At 42.9% G+C, this 16,902-nt stretch carries 19 protein-coding genes; all 19 read right to left on the minus strand.

Annotated features, from left to right (window positions below):
• Positions 1–92 precede the first annotated feature (92 nt).
• The gene (gene recN, locus KJS58_RS01035; RefSeq protein WP_213529708.1) at positions 93–1,832 is read right to left on the minus strand and encodes a DNA repair protein RecN; all 1,740 of its coding nucleotides are present in this window, start codon (positions 1,830–1,832) and stop codon (positions 93–95) included.
• Positions 1,833–1,987: 155 nt separating this feature from the next.
• Positions 1,988–2,437, minus strand: coding sequence for a transcriptional regulator AhrC/ArgR (ahrC, locus tag KJS58_RS01040; protein WP_160033425.1), 450 nt, complete (start codon positions 2,435–2,437; stop codon positions 1,988–1,990).
• 37 nt (positions 2,438–2,474) lie between these two features.
• On the minus strand, positions 2,475–2,957 hold the full coding sequence (locus KJS58_RS01045) for a hypothetical protein (protein ID WP_213529710.1): 483 nt from the start codon (positions 2,955–2,957) through the stop codon (positions 2,475–2,477).
• Between the two features lie 106 nt (positions 2,958–3,063).
• The gene (locus KJS58_RS01050) at positions 3,064–3,891 is read right to left on the minus strand and encodes a TlyA family RNA methyltransferase (RefSeq protein WP_213529712.1); all 828 of its coding nucleotides are present in this window, start codon (positions 3,889–3,891) and stop codon (positions 3,064–3,066) included.
• 36 nt (positions 3,892–3,927) lie between these two features.
• A complete protein-coding gene (dxs, locus tag KJS58_RS01055; RefSeq protein ID WP_213529714.1) occupies positions 3,928–5,835 on the minus strand; it encodes a 1-deoxy-D-xylulose-5-phosphate synthase in 1,908 nt (635 codons plus the stop codon).
• A 129-nt stretch (positions 5,836–5,964) separates the two neighbouring features.
• Positions 5,965–6,867, minus strand: a complete 903-nt coding sequence (locus KJS58_RS01060) for a polyprenyl synthetase family protein (RefSeq protein ID WP_374705767.1) — start codon at positions 6,865–6,867, stop codon at positions 5,965–5,967.
• Positions 6,864–7,118 carry an exodeoxyribonuclease VII small subunit gene (xseB, locus tag KJS58_RS01065; protein ID WP_160033433.1) on the minus strand — a complete coding sequence of 85 codons (255 nt, stop codon included), beginning with the start codon at positions 7,116–7,118 and terminating at the stop codon, positions 6,864–6,866. Before xseB ends, KJS58_RS01060 begins: the two co-directional genes overlap by 4 nt.
• A complete protein-coding gene (xseA, locus tag KJS58_RS01070) occupies positions 7,108–8,469 on the minus strand; it encodes an exodeoxyribonuclease VII large subunit (protein ID WP_213529716.1) in 1,362 nt (453 codons plus the stop codon). Before xseA ends, xseB begins: the two co-directional genes overlap by 11 nt.
• Before the next feature lie 14 nt (positions 8,470–8,483).
• Positions 8,484–9,341, minus strand: a complete 858-nt coding sequence (gene folD / locus KJS58_RS01075; RefSeq protein WP_213529718.1) for a bifunctional methylenetetrahydrofolate dehydrogenase/methenyltetrahydrofolate cyclohydrolase FolD — start codon at positions 9,339–9,341, stop codon at positions 8,484–8,486.
• Between the two features lie 23 nt (positions 9,342–9,364).
• Complete coding sequence (gene nusB / locus KJS58_RS01080; RefSeq protein WP_213529720.1) at positions 9,365–9,814, minus strand: transcription antitermination factor NusB; 450 nt, start codon at positions 9,812–9,814, stop codon at positions 9,365–9,367.
• A 144-nt stretch (positions 9,815–9,958) separates the two neighbouring features.
• Positions 9,959–10,192: a DUF2273 domain-containing protein gene (locus tag KJS58_RS01085; RefSeq protein WP_213529722.1), complete on the minus strand. Its 234-nt coding sequence runs from the start codon at positions 10,190–10,192 to the stop codon at positions 9,959–9,961.
• A 13-nt stretch (positions 10,193–10,205) separates the two neighbouring features.
• Entirely contained in the window at positions 10,206–10,745 is a 540-nt protein-coding gene (gene amaP / locus KJS58_RS01090; RefSeq protein WP_213529724.1) for an alkaline shock response membrane anchor protein AmaP, read from the minus strand.
• Positions 10,746–10,850: 105 nt separating this feature from the next.
• Positions 10,851–11,264 (minus strand): Asp23/Gls24 family envelope stress response protein, encoded by a 414-nt coding sequence (locus KJS58_RS01095; RefSeq protein WP_213529726.1) that lies wholly within the window; start codon positions 11,262–11,264, stop codon positions 10,851–10,853.
• A gap of 117 nt (positions 11,265–11,381) precedes the next feature.
• On the minus strand, positions 11,382–12,725 hold the full coding sequence (gene accC, locus KJS58_RS01100) for an acetyl-CoA carboxylase biotin carboxylase subunit (protein WP_213529728.1): 1,344 nt from the start codon (positions 12,723–12,725) through the stop codon (positions 11,382–11,384).
• 67 nt (positions 12,726–12,792) lie between these two features.
• Positions 12,793–13,293, minus strand: coding sequence for an acetyl-CoA carboxylase biotin carboxyl carrier protein (gene accB / locus KJS58_RS01105; protein WP_213529730.1), 501 nt, complete (start codon positions 13,291–13,293; stop codon positions 12,793–12,795).
• Positions 13,294–13,432: 139 nt separating this feature from the next.
• Positions 13,433–14,143 (minus strand): SpoIIIAH-like family protein, encoded by a 711-nt coding sequence (locus KJS58_RS01110; protein ID WP_213529732.1) that lies wholly within the window; start codon positions 14,141–14,143, stop codon positions 13,433–13,435.
• A gap of 64 nt (positions 14,144–14,207) precedes the next feature.
• Complete coding sequence (gene spoIIIAG / locus KJS58_RS01115; protein WP_213529734.1) at positions 14,208–14,849, minus strand: stage III sporulation protein AG; 642 nt, start codon at positions 14,847–14,849, stop codon at positions 14,208–14,210.
• 28 nt (positions 14,850–14,877) lie between these two features.
• Positions 14,878–15,609 carry a stage III sporulation protein AF gene (gene spoIIIAF, locus KJS58_RS01120; protein WP_213529736.1) on the minus strand — a complete coding sequence of 244 codons (732 nt, stop codon included), beginning with the start codon at positions 15,607–15,609 and terminating at the stop codon, positions 14,878–14,880.
• Between the two features lie 94 nt (positions 15,610–15,703).
• Positions 15,704–16,894: a stage III sporulation protein AE gene (spoIIIAE, locus tag KJS58_RS01125; protein ID WP_213530243.1), complete on the minus strand. Its 1,191-nt coding sequence runs from the start codon at positions 16,892–16,894 to the stop codon at positions 15,704–15,706.
• Positions 16,895–16,902: the final 8 nt, after the last annotated feature.

Here is a 16,902-nt window from a genome sequence, read left to right on the forward strand (position 1 = left end):
CACACTCCCTTTGCTTCGTTCGCTTGACGAAAGGTGGTCGCCAATTGCGTAACTATAACATAACCTTGGACTTGGTCTTTTATTACTGTCAATCATTGCTCCGTAAGTACTTCAGCCCCTTTTTTGGCTTCCGCAAGTTTAAGCATTTCCTGTGCATGATGTCTTGTTTTTTCTGTAATTTCAACACCGCCAAGCATTCTTGCGAGCTCCATTATTCGTCCTTCTTCAGAAAGTTCTTCGACCTGTGTCATTGTCCGTTCCTCATGCACTTTTTTCTCAATTAGATACTGATGATCTGCCATACAAGCCACTTGTGGTAAATGTGTTATGGAAAAGACCTGACAAGTGGAGGATAAAAGGAACAATTTTTCAGCAATAGATTGAGCTGCTCTTCCGCTTACTCCCGTATCGACTTCATCAAAAATTAATACTGGGATTTGATCATGTCTTGCAAAGATGCTTTTTAGGGCAAGCATAATCCGCGACATCTCCCCACCCGAAGCGATCTTGCCCAGAGGTCTAAGGGGTTCACCTGGATTTGCGGATATCAGAAATTCCACACTGTCAATTCCCTGTTTCGTAATCCGGATCCGCTGACCATTCCATTCCACTCCGCGAGGGTCCTCTACGACAGAAATCTGAGCCTTCATGGATGTTCGTTCCATCTGTAAATCCTTTAGTTCTCGTTCCACTTTTTCTGATAATTCTTCTGCACATTTCTTACGAGCCATGCTCATTTTCTCTGCTGTAATGAGTAATTCCGCCAAGTAACGATCACGTTCGGCGAGTAATTTTTCCATGCGCTCATCTTTATTCTCAAGCTGATCTGTTTCCCGTTCGATTTGGGCATAATATTGGAGAATGGATTCCACATTGTCCCCATATTTACGCTTTAGACCGGTAATCATATTCAGTCGTTCTTCCACTTCACCCAGTCTCGCCGGGTTAAATTCAATATCATCACGATATCCGCGAAGCTGAAACGCAGCATCTTCCAATTGATAAAAAGCGGACTGAAGCTGGTCTAATATAGGCTTAATCCCTTTTTGATCATATCCACTGATATCTTCAAGCTTTGAGATTGCGTAACTAACCGCCTCGAGCCCCTGAGAGCCTTGAAGAATATCATAAGCTCCTGCAACAGAATCCATCATTTTTTCGCTATGGGATAGTTTGACCTTTTCTTCATGCAGTAATTCATCTTCGCCCGGTACGAGTTTAGCGGCTGATATCTCTTCTAACTGAAACCGATACATATCAAGTAATTGATATGCTTTTTGACTTGATTCCTGAAGCTGACGAACTTCTTTTTCTACTTTTACGAATGCTTTATATTGCTCTGTATATTTCAGTTTTATCGGACCAATGATACTTTCTCCATATGTATCGAGCAGACCCAAGTGCTTCTCTGCCCGCAATAAACTTTGGTGTTCATGTTGTCCATGGATATTAATGAGCTGTTCTCCAACCTCACGTAACATGGTCAAGTTAACTAGTTGTCCATTAATTCGAGATACACTTTTCCCTGTTGAAATGAGTTCACGGCGTATAATCAAATGTTCGTCTGGTTTCGCCTGAATACCGAGCCCTGATAATGTCTGCCATACGGGATGAGAGCCAGGAAGTTCAAACATAGCTTCCATCTCCGCTTTATCACAGCCATATCGTATGAGATCAGCTGATCCTCTGCCTCCCGCAATAAGACCAAGTGCATCTATAATAATCGATTTACCTGCGCCCGTTTCCCCGGTAAGTACATGAAATCCCGCATGGAAATGAACATCCACAGCTTCAACAACTGCTAAATTTCGAATAGATAGTGTAGAAAGCACAGCATTGCACCTCCGATGATCACGTTAATTACGTGTAATTACATTCCCCAAAAAAAAGCACAGGGAACGTCCGTTTGCTTTTTTCATCTTCGTTTATACTTTACACTATTTTCTTCGAAAAAGAAACGTATGTTCGCTCGATTTTTTATTATATTTTACGATATATATCCCATGATTTGATTAATGAATGACTTACTGTTTTCTTCCGTTCGGCAAATCACAAGAATGGTATCATCTCCGCTGATGGTTCCCATAATTTCCGGCCATTCAATGTTATCAAGGAGCGCTGCTACGGAATTTGCTGTACCGGGAAGGAACTTCATAACCACAAGATTCGTAGTGTGATCGATACTAAGAAAGTTATCGACTAAAGCACGTTTTAATTTTTGTCCCGGATTATATCTTTGATCGGTCGGTAAAGAGTATTTATACCTGCCATCTTCTGTAGGCACTTTAATAAGAAGAAGTTCTTTAATATCTCTTGAGACGGTAGCTTGCGTTACCTGATATCCAGACTTACGCAGTGCTTCCACCAGTTCATCCTGTGTTTCAATATCATTTTGACTGATAATTTCACGAATTTTAATATGTCGTTGCCCTTTCATACATGCCTCCAATTGTCGTGCTCATTATTATTCCTGTTTACTCATCCCCTGGATCATACAAATAATCATCTTCATCCAGTAAGGATATGCGCTTGATTGTTTCCTCTTCTGTATCCACATAAAGTAGACCATCGCATGCCGGATAGAGCAAAAGATACAGAAGCAATCGATCTCTAATTCCTGATCCCGTCCATTCTACCGGCATGCGGCTTCGGGATGTTTTAACAATATAAACCTCGTCTTCCTTCTCGGCTACATAATCAATAAATAATCTGCTGTAGAGCGTATTTTGATTGACCTGAAAAGAAAGCGGAACCTTTAATTTCCCTCCAATAACTTCATATCCTTCTCTCTCTAAAATGTAAAGAGCCGGATGTTCCTGAATTTCTTCGTTTAACATAAGTTCAGGCATATGTTCAGGCGCAGGGTCTTGAAGCCATTTACGTACACCATATAATATCCAGATCAACACGATTAAACCAAAAAAAGCGATAACCACTTTGTCATATTGACCTTCCATGCAACCACCTCTACAGAAAATATTCGTGAACTTATGTTCAATTTCCTGTAATGGGCAGTCGGTTAGTATCCCTTTTCAGTAAAAGAAACTCATCCGAAGATGAGTTTCAGGTAAATGTATTCGATGCTTGTTTCACAATAGACTGTATCAAAGCATCTGTATCCATGGATGATTCTGTCCTCATCTCAGGAGGATTTAATCTCCAGTGTGCAAGAAACTCAATATTCCCTTCGCCTCCTGTAATTGGAGAGAAGGTGAGATCCTGGAGTTCAAGGCCGAGTTCCTTCCCATAGGCGATAATGGAATGCAGCACTTCTGCATGCACTTTAGGCTCTCGTACAACACCTGTTTTAGGAACCTTCTCACGGCCAGCCTCAAACTGAGGCTTGATCAGTGCAGCAATATCTGCTGGTTGTTTAAGCAGGTTCAGCAGCGGAGGAAGAATGATTTTTAAGGAAATAAAAGATACATCAATACTCGCCACATCAGGTACCGGTCCTGTAAGATCTTCAGGAGTTACATATCTGAAATTGGTCCTTTCCATGACCGTTACGCGCGGATCATTACGTAATGACCAATCCAGCTGATTATAACCTACATCAATTGCATATACATGAGCAGCGCCATGCTGCAATGCACAATCGGTGAATCCGCCAGTGGACGAACCAATATCGAGCATCGTTCTTCCTTCCATGTTCAGATGGAAGTGTTTGATTGCTTTTTCCAGCTTCAAACCTCCGCGACCCACATAAGGATGCACTGCACCTTTTACCTTTATAACGGACTCCCTGGGAACTTTCATTCCTGGTTTCTCGATCCGCTCTTCATCAGCCAGAACAAGCCCCGCCATAATAGCGGCTTTTGCTTTTTCACGGCTTGCATAAAAACCTTGTTCTACCAATAATATATCAATTCGTTCTTTAGGGACTGACATGAGTTTCTCCTGTTCCAAAATATTTAATTGATGGGCTCAGGAAGGCAGACTTGTTTTTGGAAGATCATAAGCATATTGTAACTTCAGTTTGCGCATTTCCTCACACACGGATTCTGCCGTAAGACCGACCTCTTCCCGTTGTTCCTTCACACTGCCGTGTTCAACAAACAAATCTGGAATTCCCATAAGGTGAACTTTCGCTTCATACATTCCTTTTTCAGAGAAAAATTCAAGTATGCTGCTTCCGAGACTGCCTGCTTCACAAGCTTCTTCAAGCACAATCATCTTCGTATCATTCTGAGCAAGCTCCATTAAGAGTTCATGATCCAGCGGTTTGAAGAATCGGGCATTAATTACACTTACCTGCATGCCATCGCGTTTCAGCATTTCCGCAGCTTCTTCCGCCACTTGAATCATAGGACCAGCGGAAATAATGCTATATTTCTCACCTTGTCTTACTGTCTCCCACGAACCAATTGGAATCGTCTTCAGTTCCTGATCCATCGGAACACCGACAACATTAAGCCTAGGATAACGGTAAGCAATCGGTCCATCATTATATTCGAGTGCCGTCTTCATCATATGTCTAAGCTCATTCTCATCCTTAGGCATCATGATTACAATATTCGGTATATGACGCATGAACGCCACATCATAGACACCTTGGTGTGTCTCCCCATCTGGACCTACAAAACCGGCACGGTCAATAGCAAACATGACATTGGCATTATGGCGGCAGATATCATGTACGATTTGATCATATGCTCTTTGCATGAAGGTTGAATAAACAGCAAATACAGGTTTCAGACCTTCCATCGCAAGCGATGCACACATGGTTGCCGCATGTTGTTCTGCAATTCCTACATCGACCATCCGGTCAGGGAACTCTTTACTAAATGGAATGAGACCTGAACCGCCCGGCATGGCAGGAGTGACAGCAACAATTCGATCATCCTGTTTTGCAAGTTCAATTAAAGTTTGACCAAAAATATCGGTATACATCGGATTTCCCACTGATTTCAGTACTTGCCCTGATTCAATCTTATATGGGGAAATACCGTGCCATTTAACAGAATCGGCTTCTGCCGGTTTATAACCTTTACCTTTGGTGGTTACTGCATGGACGAGAACCGGACCATTTACATTATCTGCTTGTTTGAATGTCTCTATAAGTTTCGGCAGATCATGACCATCCACAGGTCCAAGATAAGTAAAACCAAGCTCTTCAAAGAGAACACCCGGTACCATCATATATTTAAAACTGTCTTTGAGCCATCCAGCGGATTTAGCTAATCTGCCGCCGATGGCAGGAATTTTATTTAAAAGATACTCAACTTCATCTTTAGCTTTCAAATAATGGCGATCCGAGCGAATTTTACTCAAATAATTATGCATAGCCCCGACATTAGGTGCGATAGACATTTCATTATCGTTTAAAATAACCATCATTTTCTTCTGTTCATGACCGATGTGATTCAGCGCTTCAAAAGCCATACCGCCTGTTAGTGCCCCGTCACCAATAATTGCAATAACCTTATTGCCTTCGCCTTTTAAATCTCTGGCATATGCCATCCCCATGGCAGCTGACAGTGAAGTACTGCTGTGACCGGCTTCCCAGACGTCATGCTCACTTTCGTTTCGTTTCACAAATCCGGACATTCCCTTATATTTGCGAAGCGTATCAAAACGATCCATACGGCCTGTAAGTACCTTATGAACATAAGATTGATGACCAACATCATATATCATTTTATCTTTTGGACTGTTATAGCAGTAATGCAGGGCAACCGTGAGCTCTACCACTCCCAAATTCGGCGCCAGATGCCCCCCTGTGTACGATAGCTTCTCAATGAGAAATTGACGTATTTCTTCAGATAGAGAGACTAGTTCATCCACAGACAATGATTTCAGATCGTTAGGTTCCTTAATTTGTGGAAGCAGCACGTGAAATCCCCGCTTTCCTTCATAAATTTTTGATAAGTATCTCCAAACATAGTCCCCATTATATCACATCACAACCTAAATCATAAATTTCGTCATTTTCCGATCATGATTTTAGGGTGGTTTTTCAGATTAATGATCACGTTTCATGAGATAATCTGCTATTTCAAATAGACGTGCTGGGTCAGGAATTCCCCCTTGGATAAGCGCATCCTTAGCCGATTGTGTGAGGCGTTTCACTTCAGCTGCGGATTCTTCCATCCCGATAAAGTATGGATAAGTTACCTTCTGCTGAGCAACATCACTCTGTGTTTTCTTTCCAAGTTTCTGTTCATCACCGATCAAATCAAGAATATCGTCCTGTATCTGAAAAGCGAGACCCAAATCTCGTCCAAAAATACGTAAAGCTTGAAGTTGTTCTTCGTTTGCTCCCGCGATGCGACCTCCCGCTACAAGCGAAAAAATCATTAAATCCCCTGTTTTGTGAAGATGGATATATTCTAGTTGAGACATAGAGGTCATTCCTTGCTCACCTTCCATATCTGCCACTTGACCGCCGACCATTCCGCGTGCACCCGCATACTCAGATAGATCTTCAACAATATCAAGCAAACGATCCGCAGGGATGCCATACTTTCTACCCGACTGAATGATACTGTAAAAAGCATGCGTTAACAGCGCATCTCCCGCTAGAATAGCCATAGCTTCTCCGTACACTTTATGATTCGTGAGTCTCCCTCTGCGATAATCATCATTATCCATAGCCGGAAGATCATCATGGATAAGTGAATAGGTATGCACCATTTCTACGGCAGCCGCTACCGGTAATGCCGCTTTGCGATCTACTCCAAAGGCTTCTGTAGCTGCAAGCACGAGGACAGGGCGTAGTCTTTTTCCGCCCGCCATGAGCGAGTACATCATCGATTCTTTTAAATGTGTCGGTACATCCCAATCCGCCGGTATAACATGTTCAAGTTCATTCATGAGTATGTCAGCGATGTTCTGAATATAGAGCTCTAAGGAAGGTCTCGTCACAGAGAGACACCGCCCTCTTCTTCCATGCCGCCAAATGCTTGTTTACGGTAAGCTCCATCTTCTTCTACTATAATCTCAATTTTGCGTTCTACTTGCTCAAGCTTATGGTTACAGAGCTGAGACAGCTTCATTCCACGTTGGAACAGCTCGATCGCTTGTTCCAAAGGAACATCCCCTCGTTCGAGCTGGTTTACCACTTCTTCAAGTTCAGCCATCGCTGCTTCAAAACTGAGTTCCGCTTCATTTGTCATCTTTATCATCCTCCTTTATTTCCCGCACTTCACAGGAGAGTCCGCCATCACTCAGCTTGATCTTAATTACATCACCTGGTAATACATCATGGGTAGATTTCACAAGCTGTTTTTCGTCTTCATTATAGACAAGGCTATAGCCTCTCGACATTACCTTCAAAGGACTTAACGCGTCTAGATGCCTAAGACTTGCTCCTAGCTTCTGACGTGTTTCTTTTATTTGAATTCGCATTGCAGCTTCGAGCTGTCTCCGGTTTTGTACAACCTGCTTCTGAGCTGCGGCAACTTGGTCTGATGGATTAAATCTGGACAAAGAGATCTTCATCCGTTCTTGTTTTTCACGTGCAAAGCGCAGCTTAGAGTCTGTAGATCGCGAAAGTCTCATGGTCAGCTGATCTAATCGCTCTGTGTGCTGAATCAGAGACCGGCTTGGGTTCACAAGCACGGATGAACGGGATAACTGATTTAGACGTTCTCTTCCATGTTTTGCTCTCATCATCAAACTTTGCTTCAGTCTGCGCTTCATTACATCAACTTGGTCCTTAAGTTCCATCTGGTGCGGAACGGCAAGTTCTGCTGCTGCTGTTGGGGTAGCTGCACGAACATCTGCAGCAAAATCAGCAATTGTAAAATCGGTTTCATGACCTACCGCAGAGATGACCGGAATTTCAGACTCTGTAATCGCTCTTGCGACGATCTCCTCATTAAATGCCCACAGTTCCTCTAAAGATCCGCCTCCGCGGCCCACAATAACCACATCCGCTTCTGCCATTTGATTCACCGCTCGAAGCGCTCTAACGATCGATGGCGCAGCAGTCTTCCCTTGTACAACCACAGGATATAAAATAACCTCAGCAAGTGGATAGCGGCGAGTGATGGTGGTAATAATATCTCTCACTGCTGCACCAGTCGGTGAGGTGATTACGCCAATCGTTTTTGGATATCGTGGCAAAGGACGTTTGCGCTGCGCAGCAAACAGACCTTCCTGTTCTAATTTCTTTTTTAATTGTTCATAAGCCAAATACAGACTGCCGATACCGTCAGGCTGCATTTGAGTTGCATAAAATTGATATTGTCCATCTCGTTCAAATACGGTGATATTTCCTTGAGCGATTACTCTCGCTCCTTCCTTCGGAATGAAGGGAAGACGCCGATTATGTGTTGCAAACATAATCGACTTAATTCGGCTTCCTTCATCTTTCAGGGTAAAGTACATATGACCGCTCGAATGATGCGTAAAATTCGATATTTCCCCGCGAATCCATACACTCGACAACAGGTTATCTGAATCCATCTTCATCCGAATATAACGATTGATATCTTTTATAGAGTAAATCCGCTGTTCTGCCATCAGAACACCCCTTTTTAATTCAGACCATGAGCACGTTTTGCGGAAAGCAGCGTATTTTGCATGAGCATCGTAATTGTCATCGGTCCCACTCCGCCAGGAACAGGAGTAATTGCACCCGATACTTCTTTTGCACTTTCAAAATCAACATCGCCTGCAAGTTTACCGGTTTCTAGACGATTCATGCCTACGTCGATGACAACCGCGCCTTCTTTAATATAACTTGCGTCAATGAAGTTAGCACGGCCAATTGCCACAACTAGGATATCTGCTTGCTTAGCAATTTCCTGCATATTTGCTGTCCGTGAATGACACATGGTCACTGTAGCATTTTCGCGTTGTAGAAGCAGAGATACGGGTTTACCTACTATGTTACTGCGACCAATAACAACTGCATGTTTTCCGCTAATTTCGAGCCCCGTACGCTTGATCAGTTCAATAACTCCTGCCGGTGTACAAGGAAGCAAACTGTCGTCTCCAATCACCAAATTACCAACATTTACAGGATGGAATCCATCTACATCTTTATCCACCGAAATTGCATTTATCACTTTTTTCTCGTCAATATGCCCTGGTAGAGGCAATTGCACCAAAATTCCATTAATACTCATCTGACGGTTCAATCGATCAACTAGTGCAAGAAGCTCTTCTTCAGACGTATCTGCAGAAAGGCGGTGTACTTCAGAATAGAAACCAAGATCATGACACGCTTTTTCCTTATTGCGTACATAAACTTGTGAAGCTGGGTCTTCTCCAACAAGAACTACAGCAAGCCCGGGAACAATACCTTGTTCTTTTAGCTGTGCCACTTCCTCTGTTATTCCTTTACGAATTTCTTCAGATACTTGTTTTCCGCTAATAATCGTTGCCGTCATGTCTCTTCTCTCCCTTGATTTGACTAGAGGTTTGATTTCAAAGTATCAATATCCTGAATCATTTTTCCAAGTACACCATTAACGAATTTACCGGATTCAATTGTACCAAAATGTTTGGACAACTCAATCGCCTCGTTAACGGATACTTTTGCTGGTACATCTTCACGATACAACATCTCATAAGCTGCCAATCTCAAAATTTGACGATCGACTCTGGATAAACGGCTCACTTGCCAGCCTTTCAGATAATCGACAAGAAGTTTGTCGAGTGCATCTTTAGTTTCCCATACCCCGCGAACATGCTCAAGTACGTATGCACGCATTGCATCTTCACTCTTAACTTCAACTTCCCCTTCATTCTCTTCCGCTGCTTCCTTAAACAGCATATTTACGGCTTGTTCAGCCTCCACAGCGTTCATTTCCATTGAATACAAACTTTGTACTACAAATTCCCTCGCCAAACGTCTTTTCATTTCCTGCCTCCTGCTTCTTTCTCATATACATAACCTATTATCCTTATTCTTCACACAAAAAAACCTGCGTTATGCTAATCTTTTCCCAAAAATGGACATGAAGAAACTGCAGCTCTTTTTGGCAAAAATAGCATATCACAGGTCTTATTTGAATGGACGCCAGCGTTCAGATAGATAACCCATCCAGTTCCTCCAAGGAAGAACAAGGGGTAATTTCTCATCCCTTCTTCTGCCAAGCGTATATCCGATAAACACCACGAGTGCAAAGAACAACATATCCCAAAATCCAAACATCAAATAAACAATACCGAAAAATAACCCTCCGGCAATTCCAATAATCCGACCTCTATGACTCTCCCAGATTTCTTTCCACGGCATCCGTGAGTCACCTCTATTCTACTCGGCTCTTATAGTTCGGTGATTGAACAAGATTAGCAATATATACCGATACATGAGATACCGGAATTCCTGTAATTTCTTGTACATAGTCATGAATTGCTTTTTGTAATTCTGTTGTCAGCTGAGGGATCGAACTTTCTCCGTCAACGATCGCACGAATTGTAATCTCAAGGCCCGCTTCCGTAACATGGATACGAGACTTTACATCACGAACACTTCGGAATTTAGATGAGGCCTTCAGACACAGATTTTCAATCGTTTCCATCGAAATCTGGACATCACCATACTCCGTCCGCTGATCAACAGAGGGCAGCGAACCTTGGTCTCTGCGAACAGAAATATAGAAGAACCGCATACTAAGTAAGAACAGAACAGCGGCAAAGGAAATAACAATAATCGTTGTCATTTCATTATACTGACTCTGAACAAGATCAGGAGTAAGACCGCTTAAAAGGAGGATTATCAGTACAGATATAATGCCAACACTTAAACTGTAGAAAAACAGCAAAAGCCTGTCCAGTATTTTAGCCACGAACAGAATAACCTCCTCAATCAACAAATAAAAAAAGCTTTAAATCCAATCAAAAAGGAAGGACTAAACCCCTGGTGCGATCACCGGGGGTTTAGGTCAACTATTTTATTTCACACGCTGTGGAGTCAGCTCAGCCGGGTCATTCACAACTTCAGCCGTTTTGAACTGAACATCATGTACCTGCACATTGACTTCCACAACAGTTAAGCCTGTCATGTTCTCAATGGAGCGTTTCACATTTTGTTGAATGGAAGAAGCGACATCAGGAATACGATTTCCATATTCGATGATAACAGAAACGTCAACAGCAGCCTCGCGTTGACCAACTTCGACTTTTACACCCTTGGACAAATTTTTACGACCAAGCAGTTCAGCAAAGCCGCCAGCGAATCCACCGCTCATTCCTGCTACACCGCTGACTTCAACGGTTGCAAGACCCGCGATGACTTCAATCACTTCTGGTGCAATCTGTATTTCACCAATCTCAGTTCTTTCAAATTCCGTCGGCAATGTGCTCATGATATCAACACACCTCTCAAAGTTTAAGTTTCCTTACGTCCACAAGAAGACACGCGTACTTATTATTCATACTATAGCATTCGCTGGACATTATGACAAACAAGCTTATTATGACAATTAAACTTCGTTTTCTTCCAAAAATTTAATATCAAAATCGCCTTTTCCAAACACCGGATGCTCAAGCAATCTCATATGGAATGGGATCGTAGTAGGAATACCTTCTACCGCAAACTCAGAAAGCGCACGTTTCATTTTGCTAACCGCCTCATCCCGTGTAGGAGCCCATACAATTAGTTTCGCAATCATAGAGTCATAATATGGCGGAATGTTATAACCTTGGTAAGCAGCGCTGTCTACCCTTACTCCCGGGCCTCCAGGAGGCAGATAGAAATTGATTTTGCCTGGAGCAGGCATAAAATTACGGCTAGGGTCTTCTGCATTAATTCGGCATTCGATGGACCAGCCGTTAATCGTAATTTCTTCCTGGGTAAAGGACAACGGATTCCCTTCAATTACAGAAATCATTTCTTTGATGAGATCCACGCCGGTAACCATTTCTGTAACAGGATGTTCTACCTGGATACGGGTATTCATTTCCATGAAGTAAAAATCCCCGTTAGGGCTGAGCAAGAATTCAAGAGTTCCCGCTCCAGCATAGTTTACAGCCAGTGCAGCACGTACTGCAGCATCCCCCATACTTTTCCGCGTTTCTTCGCTTAGGATCGGACATGGAGCTTCTTCAATCAGCTTTTGTCTTCTGCGCTGAATGGAGCAGTCTCTTTCTCCTAAATGAACCGCATTACCATGCTTGTCAGCAATGATCTGTATTTCTACGTGTTTCATACCTGTTAAGAATTTTTCGAGATAAACGCCAGCATTCCCGAATGCTTTTTGTGCTTCCTGCTGGGCCGCTGTAATTTGTTTGATCAGAGATTCTTCATCCTCTGCGATGCGAATCCCTTTTCCTCCGCCGCCTGCAGTGGCTTTAATAATAATAGGATAGCCGATATCGCGAGCAATCATAACTGCCTCATCTAAATCTTCAACCAGTCCATCAGATCCAGGAATAACAGGCACACCTGCATCTCTCATCGTTTGTTTTGCAACCGCTTTGTCTCCCATTTTGGTAATAGCTTCTGCTGATGGGCCGATAAAGGAAATATTGCAAGACTCACAGATTTCTGCAAAATCAGCATTCTCAGCTAAAAAACCATAGCCGGGGTGAATGGCATCACATTCTGTAAGAGTTGCAACACTCATTATATTTGTAATATTAAGATAACTCTCTTTTGAAAGAACAGGTCCGATGCAGTATGCTTCATCTGCAAGACGTACATGCAGCGCATCTCGGTCTGCCTCTGAATAGACAGCTACCGTTGAGATGCCTAGTTCTTTGCAGGCACGAATAATCCGAACGGCAATCTCGCCACGGTTAGCAATCAATATTTTTTGAAAATTCATTTATATATCCTCCTTTGGAGCTTTACTCTAATGAAACCGTACTACAGAGTGGTTCACCAATAGGAGATTACTCCGATTTAACCAAGAACAAAGGTTGACCGTATTCAACGAGTTGACCATTTTGTACGAGGATCTCAACGATCTCGCCTTTAACGTCTGCTTCAATCTCGTTCATGAGTTTCATTGCTTCTACAATACATACGGTTGTTTTCTCCGTCACTTTGCTGCCTGGACTTACAAAGGCTGCTGCTTCTGGCGACGGTGAGGAATAAAATGTACCCACCATAGGCGAAACAATCTTATGTAAATTGGATTCCGTCTTCTCAGATAGTTCCTGAACAGGCGCTGCTTGATTTCCAGGCGTGTTACTTGCAGGTGCTGCAAAACTTGGCTGCATCATCTGAGTTACAGGCGGATATGTGCTTACGTTTACTGGTGCTTGTACATATTCAGTCGGACCTGGCTTGCGTATTGTCAGTTTGGAACCTTCGTTTTCAATCTCAACCTCTTGAACAGAAGTTTCATCAATCAGCTTTATTAATTCTTTAATTTCATTTAATTTAAACATTAATTATAGTTCACTCCTTCGGCATACTGCCATCTTCACTCGGACAGTGATAACGTTATGTATTATATCACAATCATTAAAAATGGAAAGAGCCCGGAAATGTTGTCCCGGGGCTCTTCCCTAAAAGTGAGTACGCTGTTTATTCTTTTACGTACTGTACTCGAACTTTATCTTGTGTTACATCAAGCTCATTAATGACCATATCGACGATTGTAACCGCATCTTTCGCTTCCAGTTTTTCGCTGATCACAACCACTTTATATTGGTCATTATCCTCTTCTACAATCGCATTTGCGTATTGCTGAGAAAGCTGCTCTTCAATCCCGGTAATTTTCGAGTTTTTCTCTTCTAGTATACGCAATTGCTCTACAGCTTTTGCATTCTCTTCTGGTGTTTTACTGTTATCGCCTGCTGCTGCAAGCAGTTCACTTTCTATTCTGGAATTCTCAGCGGTACGCTCCCATTGGTAGTTTTCAAATATATTAGCTGCAGAAGCGGACGTATTTTGAGCTTCCATTTCTTTTAGTACTTCTTCATCTGTTTTTGCCCCATCCGTTTTTTCTGAGGATACTTCTTCTTCTACTACTGCCTCAGGTGCAACGGGAGCACCCGTCTCATCTGTTTGTTCGCCTGTTACCAGACCTTCTGTAACGACTTCGTTCATAACAAGTCCATCCAGCGGATTCGTTGCGGAAGCTTCCTGTGCATCACTAGGCGTGCCTTTGATTTGTTGTGTTTCTGCTACCTGGCTAGATGTCCCCGTATCTTCTGTGAACAGATAGTAAGCAGAAAGTACGACCATTAGACTCAGCATCGATACGAGCCATATCGTTTGTCTTTTGTTAGTCATTGTTTTATTCCTCCCAAATTGATTTAAGTTTATTAAATCTCCCACCTACAGGTGAGGAATGCATCTACTCTTGTTTCCTTGGAACAACCGATATTCGATAGGATTCAACGTTTAAACCTTTTTCGACAGCTTCTGTAATGAGATCTTTAACAATTTTATTCTCTGCCCCTTTTGCAACGACGAGTACTCCGCGGATTTGAGGTTTGATCTTCTTGGTAATGATGGGTGATTGGTCTCCTGAAATATCATAGGTTACAATTTCCCCATCTCTTGTGTACTGAGTTATACTGCGCTTCCCACCATTTGCGTCTGTTTCCTCCGTATTTTGCTGTGTATCCTGCCGGTTTCTCTCGACCACAATCTCCTCTGTAGAATCAATGGTAACCATAACATCCACTGTTCCAACGCCTACAATTTGTTCGAGTATCCCTTTGATTTTGGATTCAAATGCATGCTCGGTGGTATCAAAAGGGGTCATCTCACCTTCCGCAGCACCAAAAGCAGATTGTACACTATTGTCCAGCGGCGGCTCTCTCCCCACGTTTTCTGTATCGATCTCTTTCACATTAATGAAAGAACTAATGATGATAATAGCCACACCAATCAAGCCGACAATAATTAACCACCGAAAGGTTTGCGTTCGTTTCGTTGATCCTTCTTCAGAAGATCCTATCCATTTATTCAAACTGTTTCTCAGTTTCCCCATTTCAGCTGCTCCTTTCGGTTTAAGTAGTTTACAGTTCCCTGCTTCTTTCAGGTTTCAAAATAACAATATGTTTGGCATCGACCTTCCACTGTCCTTCAATCAAAGACGTGATCTGATCTGCTTCTGTTCCTGTCATAACAGAGACGGCTTCCTCTCCTGAATCATATGGCCTCTCTTCAGGTGCATTCTCTTCTTTCGCAAGATCAGATATTTGGACTGAAATGGGATTCTGATCCACAGGAGTAATTTCTATTGGTCCGTTTTCGGGACTCCTCGTTATCTGTCTATCTTCATTACTTTGTCCCATCGTGACTTTCACACTGGTAATTGAGGTTAGCTCCGCACTCTTCTCCGTTTTTTTCTCGGTTCCAAGGACAACGCTGACCGATTCAACCGGAAGCTCCGTTTCTCTTTCGATCTGCTCTTTGATTTGATCCGCTACTTCTTTAGCCGCCCATTCTTTTGCTTTTAGATCTTGTTGCTTGTGGAGCTTTTCCCCTTCGTCCAGGATGTCGTCCAGCGTCATCGCCTGTATCTGTGCCCCGTCTTTAGTCCAGTCCCTAAGCGCTTCTTTAAGTCTTGCATCGGGTTCACTGCTTAGCAGATTGATTAAGGGGGTGATTAATGTCAGCAGAATAAGTAAACTCAGTACAAGCTTGACATACCGCTCCATGGAGCGATTCGGAAGCAGCATATCCACAAAGGTAGCCAGTAAAACGACTAGTATTAGTTCTCGCAACCATCCGCTCAGCCATTCCACTGCATCCACCTCCGTGCTGTACGTTTTTACATCCTCTTCTTATTAGGACCTCTGACCGAAGGGTACCTGTGATTCGTCATTTTCCTCATTTTGATCACCTCAACATTACCGTCATATTTCCAGCTGTCAGCATGATCGTTATCGCAAGAAAGAACATAAGACTGACCGCTGCGAGCGCAGCGAAGACATAAATTAAACTCTTGCCAATTGCCTGCAGACATCCCACAATCGGTGTATCACCGAGGGGCTGCATTAAGGCTGCGGCGAGATTATATATAAAAGCGAGAGTCAGAATCTTTAGAGCTGGGAATGCACATAAGAATAAAATAATAATGACTCCCGCAAGTCCAATCGAATTTTTAACTAGCAGGGATGCTGTTATCACGGTATCGGTTGCATCTGCGAGAACTTTGCCGACGACGGGAACAAAATTGCCTGATACATACTTTGCTGCCCGAATCGTAACTCCATCTGTAACCGAACTTGTCGCCCCTTGAACAGAGATAACGCCTAGAAAAATCGTTAGAACGACTCCCAGTACACCAATTCCAATGAGTCTAAGCAGGTTCGCAAGCTGTGTCAGCTTGTACTTGTCCGTTAAAGAACTGACTAAATGCAGAACAGCTGAGAAAAACAAGAGCGGAAATACGATCTTATAGATCAGTACGCCGATCGTGTGAATCATGAATACGATGAGTGGATGTGTAACACTGACCGTTACGATGTTCCCCATAGATGCAAGTAAGGCAAACAGCAGAGGAATCATAGCGAGCATAAAATTAATCATCCGATCGATCGCTTCTTCCGCATAACCAATAGCGACACTGAAGCTGTTAATCGAAATTACGATAATCACCATATAACAAATGGCGTAAGCCACTTTACTGATCGTACTTTTCTCGAAGGCCGTTTGAAGTGTCTCTAAAATCATACTTAAGATGTTTAGCATAATGATCGTAACGAGCAGTTTTGCATTGAAGAGAACTTCATGTAACAAATACTGGCCTATGGCTCCAAACATGCTTTTGATGCTCAATGCTTCGCCGCCGGGCATCAGCATGTCCATAAATGAGGGCAGCTTGCCTTCAGGGAAAAATCCTCCGTATTCATCGATGAGGGACTGCCAATACCTTTCCACCTGCTCTGTCGGCAGTTGTTCAACTTGCTTATTTGCCCAGTCGGTTACAGGGGAGTCCGCAAAAACCTGGTTTGCAAGTGCAAAGAAAAAACACAACATCAGTGTGACAATCACGATCTGATTGCGGGATCCACTGGAATTTTTCATCACATCTT

It is taken from the genome of Paenibacillus sp. J45TS6 (assembly GCF_018403285.1).
In the GTDB taxonomy this organism is placed as follows: Bacteria; Bacillota; Bacilli; order Paenibacillales; family Paenibacillaceae; genus Paenibacillus.

What these genes read in the sequence shown, in the direction of transcription:
- ahrC (WP_160033425.1), bottom strand. Translation starts at nt 2,437, where the DNA reads ATGAAAGGGCAACGACATATTAAAATTCGTGAAATTATCAGTCAAAAT.
- KJS58_RS01045 (WP_213529710.1), bottom strand. Translation starts at nt 2,957, where the DNA reads ATGGAAGGTCAATATGACAAAGTGGTTATCGCTTTTTTTGGTTTAATC.
- KJS58_RS01050 (WP_213529712.1), bottom strand. Translation starts at nt 3,891, where the DNA reads ATGTCAGTCCCTAAAGAACGAATTGATATATTATTGGTAGAACAAGGT.
- xseB (WP_160033433.1), bottom strand. Translation starts at nt 7,118, where the DNA reads ATGACAAATGAAGCGGAACTCAGTTTTGAAGCAGCGATGGCTGAACTT.
- xseA (WP_213529716.1), bottom strand. Translation starts at nt 8,469, where the DNA reads ATGGCAGAACAGCGGATTTACTCTATAAAAGATATCAATCGTTATATT.
- folD (WP_213529718.1), bottom strand. Translation starts at nt 9,341, where the DNA reads ATGACGGCAACGATTATTAGCGGAAAACAAGTATCTGAAGAAATTCGT.
- nusB (WP_213529720.1), bottom strand. Translation starts at nt 9,814, where the DNA reads ATGAAAAGACGTTTGGCGAGGGAATTTGTAGTACAAAGTTTGTATTCA.
- KJS58_RS01085 (WP_213529722.1), bottom strand. Translation starts at nt 10,192, where the DNA reads ATGCCGTGGAAAGAAATCTGGGAGAGTCATAGAGGTCGGATTATTGGA.
- KJS58_RS01095 (WP_213529726.1), bottom strand. Translation starts at nt 11,264, where the DNA reads ATGAGCACATTGCCGACGGAATTTGAAAGAACTGAGATTGGTGAAATA.
- accC (WP_213529728.1), bottom strand. Translation starts at nt 12,725, where the DNA reads ATGAATTTTCAAAAAATATTGATTGCTAACCGTGGCGAGATTGCCGTT.
- accB (WP_213529730.1), bottom strand. Translation starts at nt 13,293, where the DNA reads ATGTTTAAATTAAATGAAATTAAAGAATTAATAAAGCTGATTGATGAA.
- KJS58_RS01110 (WP_213529732.1), bottom strand. Translation starts at nt 14,143, where the DNA reads ATGACTAACAAAAGACAAACGATATGGCTCGTATCGATGCTGAGTCTA.
- spoIIIAG (WP_213529734.1), bottom strand. Translation starts at nt 14,849, where the DNA reads ATGGGGAAACTGAGAAACAGTTTGAATAAATGGATAGGATCTTCTGAA.
- spoIIIAE (WP_213530243.1), bottom strand. Translation starts at nt 16,894, where the DNA reads ATGAAAAATTCCAGTGGATCCCGCAATCAGATCGTGATTGTCACACTG.